This window comes from Adlercreutzia sp. ZJ473 (assembly GCF_013185065.1).
In the GTDB taxonomy this organism is placed as follows: domain Bacteria; phylum Actinomycetota; class Coriobacteriia; order Coriobacteriales; family Eggerthellaceae; genus CAAEEV01.
Window position 1 is genome coordinate 1 of sequence record NZ_JAAVTO010000072.1, and the last position, 9,895, is coordinate 9,895.

At 67.5% G+C, this 9,895-nt stretch carries 8 protein-coding genes; 7 read left to right on the forward strand and 1 reads right to left on the reverse strand.

What is annotated here, in order from left to right:
- Positions 1-377: 377 nt before the first annotated feature.
- The 5 genes from murB to pckA all read left to right on the forward strand — a co-directional run bounded on the left by murB (position 378) and on the right by pckA (position 6,286).
- A complete protein-coding gene (gene murB / locus HRL41_RS10905) occupies positions 378-1,277 on the forward strand; it encodes a UDP-N-acetylmuramate dehydrogenase (protein WP_172137054.1) in 900 nt (299 codons plus the stop codon).
- Positions 1,268-2,527 (forward strand): DNA repair protein, encoded by a 1,260-nt coding sequence (locus tag HRL41_RS10910; protein ID WP_172137055.1) that lies wholly within the window; start codon positions 1,268-1,270, stop codon positions 2,525-2,527. Before murB ends, HRL41_RS10910 begins: the two co-directional genes overlap by 10 nt.
- Positions 2,520-3,092, forward strand: coding sequence for a YolD-like family protein (locus tag HRL41_RS10915; protein ID WP_253904869.1), 573 nt, complete (start codon positions 2,520-2,522; stop codon positions 3,090-3,092). The genes HRL41_RS10910 and HRL41_RS10915 overlap by 8 nt, the downstream gene beginning before the upstream one ends.
- Positions 3,093-3,335: 243 nt before the next feature.
- A complete protein-coding gene (locus HRL41_RS10920) occupies positions 3,336-4,436 on the forward strand; it encodes an AAA family ATPase (protein WP_172137056.1) in 1,101 nt (366 codons plus the stop codon).
- Positions 4,437-4,681: 245 nt separating this feature from the next.
- A complete protein-coding gene (gene pckA / locus HRL41_RS10925; RefSeq protein ID WP_216662667.1) occupies positions 4,682-6,286 on the forward strand; it encodes a phosphoenolpyruvate carboxykinase (ATP) in 1,605 nt (534 codons plus the stop codon).
- Positions 6,287-6,405: 119 nt separating this feature from the next.
- On the opposite strand, the gene HRL41_RS10930 is transcribed toward pckA, so the two are convergent.
- On the reverse strand, positions 6,406-7,740 hold the full coding sequence (locus tag HRL41_RS10930; RefSeq protein WP_172137057.1) for a molybdopterin molybdotransferase MoeA: 1,335 nt from the start codon (positions 7,738-7,740) through the stop codon (positions 6,406-6,408).
- 440 nt (positions 7,741-8,180) lie between these two features.
- Between HRL41_RS10930 and ahpC the strand changes: the two genes are divergently transcribed.
- Together ahpC and HRL41_RS10940 are read left to right on the forward strand one after the other, a co-directional pair.
- A complete protein-coding gene (ahpC, locus tag HRL41_RS10935) occupies positions 8,181-8,744 on the forward strand; it encodes an alkyl hydroperoxide reductase subunit C (RefSeq protein ID WP_165173277.1) in 564 nt (187 codons plus the stop codon).
- An 88-nt stretch (positions 8,745-8,832) separates the two neighbouring features.
- A partial coding sequence (locus HRL41_RS10940) for an FAD-dependent oxidoreductase (protein ID WP_172137058.1) occupies positions 8,833-9,895 on the forward strand: 1,063 nt, incomplete at its 3' end.

The window sequence follows — 9,895 nt, forward strand, 5'->3', positions numbered from 1 at the left end:
GGGCGCGGCTGCGCGGGCTGGCGGCGCGGGTCGCGGGGCGCGGCCGGCGACCTGCGGCTGGCGGTGCGTGGGGGCTGTCGTGCAGGTTGCGGGGGCGACTGCGGGCCATGACACGGCTGCGGCCGGACTGCGGCGAGCCCCCGTGCAGAATTATCGGGAGAAAATGGCAGAAATCTTCAGTTCTTTGTCAATTCCATGCCCCCAAGCACGCCTTTAGGAGTCCGTTGCGCCTAAGGGCATGACGCGTTCCAGCAAAACCCCAGCTCAGGAAAAGCGGCGTGTCGTCTTCGCCAAGAAGAAGTCCGAGAGATTGACAAAGAACTGAAGATTTCTGCCAAAAATGCTGAGATTTTTTGCAAGGGCATAAGGAGAGCGGAATGTTTCCTGATGAGTTGCGCTCCATCGTGGGCGCGGAGGGCGTGCTGGCAGAGGAGCCGCTGCGCGCGCACACGACGTTTGCGATCGGCGGGCCGGCCGAGTGGCTCGTGCTGCCCGAGGCCGAGGAGCAGGTGCGCGACGTGGTGGCGCTCTGCCGTGCGCACGAGGTGCCGTGGCGCGTGCTGGGGCTGGGCTCGAACGTGCTCGCAGCTGACGCGGGCGTGCGCGGCGTGGTGATGAAGCTGGCGGCGAACTTCGCGCGCATCGAGGTGCGCGCAGGCGGGCGGGTGGTTGCGCAGGCGGGCGCGTCGAACGCTGACGTGGCCGAGGCGGCGTGCGCGGCGGGCCTGGCGGGCTACGAGTTCGCCAGCGGGATCCCCGGCACCGTGGGGGGCGCGGCCGTCATGAACGCGGGCGCCTACGACGGCGAGTTCAAAAACGTGGCCGTGCGCGTGCGCTGCCTGACGCCCGCGGGAGACGTGGTGGACGTGCCCGCCGAGGAAGCCGCGTGGTCGTACCGCCACTCCATGATGATGGACGCGGGCTACGTGGTGCTCGGCGCTGAGCTGCAACTGACCGCAGACGACCCGGAGGCCATCCGCGCGCGCATGGACGACCTGGCGCAGCGCCGCGCCGAGAAGCAGCCGCTCGAGATGCCGAGCGCGGGCTCCACGTTCAAGCGGCCGGAAGGTTACTTCGCGGGCAAGCTCATCCAGGATGCGGGGCTGCGCGGCTATCAAGTCGGCGGGGCGCAGGTGTCGACGAAGCACACGGGCTTTGTGGTGAACGCCGGCGGCGCCACGGCGGCTGACGTCCTGCGGCTCATCGCCGACGTGCAGCAGCGCGTCTACGAAAGCGAAGGCGTGCGCCTCGAGCCCGAAGTGCGCCTATGGAGCTAGCACGCACCTACGTCTGCATCGACCTCAAGTCGTTCTACGCGAGCGTGGAGTGCGTGGCGCGCGGGCTAGACCCCATGACTACGCGCCTCGTGGTGGCCGATCCCGAGCGCAGCCAGACCACCATCTGCCTGGCCATCACGCCCGCCATGAAGGCGCTCGGCATCCGCAACCGCTGCCGCCTGTTCGAGATCCCCGAGGGCGTGCAGTTCGAGGTCGCGAAGCCGCACATGCGGCGCTACATGGAGGTGTCGGCCGAGATCTACCGGGTGTACCTGCGCTACGTGAGCCCGCAGGACATCCACGCCTACTCCATCGACGAGTGCTTCATCGACGCGACGGCGTACCTGAGCCTGTACGGCCTGGACGCGCGCGGGTTCGCCAACCTGCTCATGGGCGCCGTGATGGCCGAGACGGGCATCCCCGCCACGGCGGGGGTGGGCCCCAACCTGTTTCTGGCGAAGCTCGCGCTCGACGTCACGGCCAAGCACGCGCCTGATCGCATCGGCTTTCTGGACGAGGCGAGCTTTCGCGAGACCATCTGGCACCACCGGCCCATCACCGACATCTGGAACATCGGCCCCGGCATCGCGCGGCGGCTGGCGAAGTACCGCGTGTTCGACCTGTTCGGCGTCACGCAGATGGACGTCGACGTGCTGTACCAGGAGTTCGGCGCGAACGCGGAGTTCCTCATCGACCACGCGTGGGGCGTGGAGCCGTGCACCATCGCCGAGATCAAGGCCTACGAGCCGGAGTCCACCTCGCTCGGCAACGGCCAGGTGCTGCCGTGCGACTACACGTTCGAGGAAGGCCGCATGGTGCTGCACGAGATGGTGGACGCCACGGTGCTCGAGCTGGTGGAGAAGGGCGTGGTGACCGATCGCGTCTCGCTGGCGGTGGGGTATGCGAAGGGAAGCGGCGAACATGCGAACGCGAGCCGCAAGCTGCCCGAGCGGACGAACTCGCTGGCGAAGCTCATGGCGTACCTCGACGCGCTGTATGACGAGATCGTCGACCCTGCCAAGATGGTCAAGCGCGTGAACCTGGCGTTCGGAGGGCTCGTGCCCGAGGAGCTTGCCACCTACAACCTGTTCTCCGACGTGGAGGCGGAGGCCGAGGAGCGTCGCCGACAGGAGGCGATTCTGGCCGTGAAGCGGAAGTTCGGCAAGAACGCCCTGTTCAAGGGCGTGAGCCTGCGCGAGAAGGCCACGGGGCGCGAGCGCAACGAGATGGTGGGAGGCCACCATGGCTGATCGTCGCGAAGGGGCTGCCGCGAACGGGGGCGCGGACGCTGCGGCTGCCGCCGGCTGCGGAGCACATGAGCCCGTCGGCTGCGAAGCGCGCACGTCCTCTGGTTGTGGGAGCGCCGCCGCCCGCGAAGCAGGCGCGCGGATGGTGCTGGCGGAGGACGTGGAGCTGGCAGGCTTGGACGAGCAGGCGGCACGGCGCGTCATCGGCAAGCCGCATCCCGACCGCGCGCGCCAGTTCAAGCCGTTCGCCGCGCTCAAGGGCTACTACGACCTGCTGGCCGCATGCGAGCGCGTCCCCGAGCCGCGCCGCGAGCTCACGGACGAGGAGCAGCGCGAGCTCGCAGAGCAGCTGTCCCGGCTCGCGCGCGGGCAGGTGGTCGCCGTGACCTACTACGATGGCGACGCCTACGCGACGCTCACCGGTGTCATCGCCCAGGTGGACACCATCCTGCGAACCCTCCAGCTCATCCAGACGCGCATCCCCTTCGACGCCATAGCCCGCATCGTGCCCGGGTCTCTTGAACGCTCGGTGCGGAAGGTGCAGGGGAATATCCGCCCTATTGAGTGATTTTACTCAGTATATTGAGTAAAAACGCAGTCACGGCGAGGCGAACTGTCAAAGGTGCTTGCCAAATGCCCCGCCCTCCTCAGCGTCGAATCCCTCATTGATAAAAAATGATAGAGAATGATAGAACTTGATAAAAAATGATAGAGAATGATAGAACTTGATAAAAGATGATAGAGAATGATAGAAGATAATAGAAGTTGATAAAAGTGCCGAGCTGACAGACATTCGGAAGGGATGAGCGACATGGCCTCAGATACCGTTTTCCAGCCTTCCTTTGGGAACAAGCCTGACAAGATCGTCGGGCGGGAGGCGGTGACCGAGGGCATTCTCTCCGGCCTCGGCATGCGCCCCGGCCATCGCGACAGGGCCACGCTTGTCATCGGGCAGCGCGGCATGGGAAAGACGGCGCTCCTTCTCGAGATAGCCGACCAGGCGCTTGACAGGGGCTTCATCGCCGCGCGCGTCGCAGCGAGCGCGAACATGCTTGACGAGATCGTCGAAACGGTGCAGATCAAGGGGTCGCCGTTCGTCAAAGAGCGAAAGTCGAAGATCAAGGGCTTCAACGCGGGCGCGCTCGGCTTTTCCTTCGGCTTGACGTTCAGCGACGAGGTGGCAAGCAACTACGGTTTCCGCACCAAGCTGTCGCTGCTGTGCGACAAGCTCGCTGAGAACGACAAGGGAATCCTCCTTTTGATTGACGAGGTGCAGGCGAACACCGATGACATGCGCACTTTGGCGACAACCTATCAGCATCTCGTGGGAGAGGGGAAGAACATCGCCATCGTCATGGCGGGGCTGCCCACGGCGGTGTCGAGCGTGCTCAACGACAACATTCTCACGTTCCTCAACCGTGCGCGCAAGGTGCGCCTCGAGCCGCTCTCGCTTGAGCCCATCCGCGTGTACTACCGGCTCACCTTCAACGCGTTGGGGAAGGAGTTCCCTTCGGAGCTTCTCGACGAGGCCGTGAGCGCGACGAGGGGCTTTCCCTACCTGCTGCAGCTCGTCGGGTACTATCTTGAGGAATACTCCGCAGGGTCGGCGTCTATCGACGACGGCATGGTGTCCGATGCCATTGCAAGCGCGAAGCGAGACCTGGAGGCGGATGTGTTCGCTACGACGCTCAAGCCGCTCTCTGACACGGACGTGAAGTTCCTCGAAGCCATGGCCGTTGACGAGGGGCCCAGCAAGGTGTCTGACATTCAGGCGCGTCTTGGCGTCTCGGCGGGATACGTCCAGTCATATCGCGCACGCCTGATCGAGGCGGGGGTCGTTGCGAGCGAGCGGAGGGGAGAGCTTGAGCTTGTCGTTCCCTATCTGGGCGAATACCTGAGAAACCGCGAATAGCTCGCGGGCCAAAGGGCCTCCTGATCCTCCCGGGCTGCTGGGCTGCGGCGCTTTTGGGCGTCAGATCGCGCATTTCTCGCGCCTTTGCGCGGAAAAGACCGTATCATGGGGCGTATGCAAAAGCGCTTGCGCGCGCCTGCTCTGTGCGCGCGGGTTTTGGCCGTCTTGTCGCGGCCGTCCCCGCGCGATTCTGCGCGCAAAGCCACGCCGAGCTGGCAGTCGGTGCCGGGAAGCAGACGACTGAGGTGGTTCTTGTGGAAGAGTGGGGTTCCGAACGCAAGCAGGGGTTTGAGCGCGAGCTTGAGGGGCTGGGGATCGTGCCCGCTTGCGCGGTCTACCGCAACCTGTGCCCGTCGGCGCTGGTGGAGCATGCGCTGCGCAAGCGCGAGGGGCGCCTCAGCCGGACGGGCGCCTTCGTGGTCGAGACGGGCGCGCGCACGGGACGCTCCGCGAAGGACAAGTTCATCGTCGATGCGCCCGAGGTGCATGACGAGATCGCCTGGGGCGCGGTGAACCGCCCCGTGTCACCTGAGGTGTTCGACGCGCTGTACGCGCGCGTGGCGGCCTACCTCGCGCAGCGCGAGCTGTTCGTGTTCGACGGCTTCGCGGGCGCCGAGCGCGCCTTTGCGAAGCGCTTCCGCATCGTGAACGAGCTTGCCTCGCAGAACCTGTTCATCCGCCAGCTGCTCCTGCGCCCCTCCGACGAGGAGCTCGAGCAGTTCGCGCCCGACTACGTCATCTTGGCGGCGCCGGGCTTCGCCTGCGTTCCCGAGCGCGACGGCACGCGCAGCGACGCGGCCGTCATGATCGACTACGCGCGCCGCCGCGTGCTCATCGCGGGCACGCGCTACGCGGGCGAGATCAAGAAGGCGGTGTTCTCCGTCATGAACTACGTCCTGCCGCGCGAGGGCGTGCTGCCCATGCACTGCTCGGCGAACGTGGGCGCCGACGGCGCCTCGGCGGTGTTCTTCGGCCTGTCGGGGACGGGCAAGACCACGCTGTCGGCCGACCCGGCGCGTCGGCTCGTGGGCGACGACGAGCACGGCTGGTCCGACGACGCGGTGTTCAACTTCGAGGGCGGGTGCTACGCCAAGTGCATCAACCTGAGCGCCGAGCACGAGCCCGACATCTTCAACGCCATCCGCTTCGGCGCGCTGGCTGAGAACGTGGTGATGGACCCCGTCACGCGCGAGCTCGACTTCGACGACGACGCGCTCGCGGTCAACACGCGCGCGGGCTACCCCGTGGGGCACATCGCGAACAGCGAGCCCTCGGGCATGGCGCCGGCGCCCCGCACGGTGGTGTTCCTGACGGCCGACGCCTTCGGCGTGCTGCCGCCTGTCGCGAAGCTCACGCTTGACCAGGCCATGTACTACTTCCTGAGCGGGTTCACCTCGAAGCTCGCCGGAACCGAGGTGGGCGTGTCGGAGCCGGTGCCCACGTTCTCCACCTGCTTCGGCGAGCCGTTCCTGCCGCTCGACCCCTTGCGCTACGCGCTCATGCTGAAGGAGCGCGTGCAGGAGGCGGGCGCCCGCGTGTACCTCATCAACACCGGGTGGAACGGCACGGGCGAGCGCATGCCGCTCAAGTACACGCGCGCCATGGTGTCGTCGGCGCTCGACGGCATGCTCGAGGGCGGCGCGTTCACGCCCGACCCGCATTTCGGCGTGCTCGTGCCCGCGGCGTGCCCCGGCGTGCCCGACGAGCTGCTCACGCCTGCGAGCACGTGGGCTGACCAGGGGGCGTACGAGGCGTCCGCCGCAAAGCTCGCGCGCATGTTCGAGGAGAACTTCCAGCGGAAGTACGCCCACGCTCCCGAGGAGATCCGCGCCGCCGGCCCGCGCGGGTAGGGGAGGCGCTTACGCTCTGGGCTCGGGCGCCCGCGGAGGCGCGCAGGCGGGCGCCGGGGCGCCCGAGTTTGCGCTGTTTGCGCTCTGGGCTCGGGCGCCCGCTTCGAGGTCCTTGACAGCTATCTCAGCTCGCACCAGATGATGCTGCCCGGCTCGGGCGGCACCTCGCCGGGGCCGGCGGGCAGCATGCAGTAGGCGTTGGCGTGCTGCGTCTCGGGGCTGCCGGGGTGGCCGAGCACGGGCGTGGCGGCCAGCGTGCCGTCGGGCTGCGCCTCGAGCGTGAGGAAGCGGATGGAGAAGAACGAGCTGCCCGGCTCGGTGGCCTCGGGCGGCCGCGCTTCGCCGGGGAGCTTTCCCGGCTGCGGCTTGCCGAACTTGTTGGGGGCGAAGGGCGCGGCCAGGCGCGCGGGGATGCGCTCGGGCGCGGGGTCAAGGCCCAGGAACGCGCGCATCACGGGGCGCAGGTAGAAGTTCAGCGTGAACGACGCGCCGCCCGAGGGACCTGAGATGCCCACTACGGGCGTGCCTCCTACCAGGGCATACGAGCTGTGGTGGCCGGGGCCGTGGTTGGTCTGGTGGCAGACGACCTCGCCCATCTCCTCGAGCACCTCAACCGACCAGTCGTCGGAGCCCTTCGACGACCCGGCGTTCAGCACGATGATGTCGGCCACGCGCGCGGCGTGCGCGACGGCCTCCTTGATGGCGTCGTACTCGTCGGGCACGATGTCGAAGGGGACCAGCTCGCCGCCCCACTGCTCCACCTTGCCGCGCACGACCAGGCTGTTCGACTCGAAGGTGTGGCCGCGCCCCGCGTACTTCTCAGGCGCGGAGGGCGCGAAGGGAAGGTTCGCGGGCACGAGCTCGTTGCCGGTGGGGATGAACGCCACGCGCGGGCGCGCGAGGACGGCGACGGCGCTGTGGCCCGCGCCCGCGATGCGCGCCGCGACGTCGGGCGTGACGAGGGCGCCGGCGGGGATGACGGTCTGCCCGCGCTTCATCTGGCTGCCCGCGGCGCGCGTGCCTGCGAACTGGCGCGAGGGCGCGGCGTCGATGGTCACGTGCTGCTCGTCGTCGGAGACGGCCACGTGCTCGATCACGATGGCGGTGTCGAACCCGGCGGGCATGGCGACGCCGGTGTTGGCGAACTCCCAGTCGACGCCGCGCACCCAGGCGGCGGTGTCGGGCAGGGCGCCTTCGGGCAGGTCCTCGAAGGCGGCCCAATGCACGGCGATGGAGTCCATGCAGCAGGTGAGCGCGTTGGGGACGTCCGTGGCGGCGCGCACGTCCTGCGCGAGCACGCGGCCGAGCGCCTGGTCGAGGGCGACTTGCTCGACGCGCGCCGCGCCGCCCTCCTGCTTGCCCGAGGCGCTGAAGCCGACGGCGCGGCAGCGCTCGAGCATCCGGGAAACCGCCTCCTCGCGGGAAAGCTCGATGTGATGGGAATGATCTCGCATGGGATGTCAGCCCTTTCTCCTCGGACGGCATGGCGTCCGGCCTCGGGAATCGTCGATGCGTCCACGTTTATGCGTCCGCAGTTCGCTTCCGCTCGATGATACCTCATTTAAGGATAATTTCAAATCTCCCGCAATTTCGCACGCGCGGCTGCGCAGTTGTGGGGAATCTGCGGAGCGCGCCTTGCAAAGCGCCGTTTCTGGCTCGCGGGGCGCCACTTATATGTTATAAATTAGGTAGCAATTAAATTGACAACCAAAGACTGTTTTCATCAACCAATGCTGTCAGCACCAGCTGACGCCAGCCAGCACGACCAGCACCAACCAGTATCAACCCGCACCAACCCGCACCAACCCGCACCAACCAGCACTACCCGCACTGCCAACACCATTCGCACCAACCAGCATCAACCAAGTTCAACCAGAAGAGGAAAGGAACGCCCATGTCCCTCATCAACAAAGAGATCGCCGAGTTCTCCGCCCAGGCATACGTCGACGGCGACTTCAAGACCATCACCAAGGACACGTTGCTCGGAAAGTGGAACGTGCTGTTCTTCTACCCGGCCGACTTCACGTTCATCTGCCCCACGGAGCTCGAGGACCTGCAGAACAACTACGCGAAGTTCCAGGAGATCGGCTGCGAGATCTACTCGGTGTCCACCGACACGCACTTCACCCACAAGGCGTGGCACGACTCCTCCGAGCGCATCTCGAAGATCACCTACCCCATGCTCGCCGACCCCACGCACGCCATCGCGCGCGACTTCGAGGTGCTCATCGAGGCTGACGGCCTGGCCGAGCGCGGCACCTTCGTGCTGAACCCCGAGGGCCAGGTCGTGCTCTACGAGGTGAACGCCGGCAACATCGGCCGCAACGCCGACGAGCTGCTGCGCAAGGTGCAGGCGGCGCAGTTCGTGGCCGAGCACGGCGACGAGGTGTGTCCCGCGAAGTGGCAGCCCGGCGCCGAGACGCTGAAGCCGAGCCTCGACCTGGTGGGCGCGCTGTAAGCCGCGCGGCCTTGGGCTTGAGGATCAGAGGACTTGCGAGAAGCCGCTCCGCTTGCGTGGGCGGCTTCTTCTCATGAAGGGGAGAGACATGGACGTGAAGGGCATGTACGACGTGGTGGTCATCGGCGGCGGACCGGCGGGCCTGACGGCGGCGCTGTATCTGGCGCGCGCCCGCTACCGCGTGGTAGTCGTCGAGAAGGAGAAGTTCGGCGGGCAGATCACCATCACCGAGGAGGTGGTGAACTACCCCGGCGTGGCGAAGACGAGCGGGCGCGCGCTCGCTGAGACGATGCGCGCCCAGGCGGAGTCGTTCGGCGCGGAGTTCCTGCTGGCCGAGGTCACGAAGCTCGACATGGCGGGCGACGTGAAGACGGTGCGCACGTCGCGCGGCGAGCTGCGCGCGTTCGGCGTTCTTCTGGCCACGGGGGCGCATCCGCGTCGGGTGGGCTTCCCGGGCGAGGAGAGGTTCCAGGGGCGCGGCGTGGCGTACTGCGCCACGTGCGACGGCGAGTTCTTCACGGGCAAGGACGTGTTCGTGGTGGGCGGCGGCTTCGCGGCGGCCGAGGAGAGCGTGTTCTTGACGAAGTACGCGCGGAGCGTGACCATCCTCATGCGCGGCGACGACTTCACCTGCGCCTTCGCGGCGGCAGAGCCGGCGCGCTCCCACCCGAAGATCACCATCCTGCGCAACACCGAGGTCGTGGAGGCGGGCGGTGAGTCGGCGCTTTCGTACCTGCGCTACCGCAACAACAAGACGGGCGAGGTGGGCGAGCACCGCGCGAGCGCGGGCGACACGTTCGGCGTGTTCGTGCTGGCGGGGTACGAGCCGGCGACCGCGCTGCTCGAGGGCGTGGCCGAGGTGGACGCCGTGGGCTACGCCGTGGTCGACGCCCACCAGCAGACCACGGCCGCGGGGCTGTACGCGGCAGGCGACGTGTGCGCGAAGAGCCTGCGCCAGGTGGTGACGGCCACGGGCGAGGGCGCGCTCGCGGCGACCGAGCTCGAGCGCTACGTGGCGGCTCTGCAGGAGAAGACGGGCATCGTGCCCGAGCGCCCGGCGGGCACCGCCGGCACGGCGGCTGGTGCGGGCGCGGCGGCTGGTGCGGGCGCAGCGGCGGGCGCGGCGGCTGGTGTGGGTGCGGCGGGTTCGG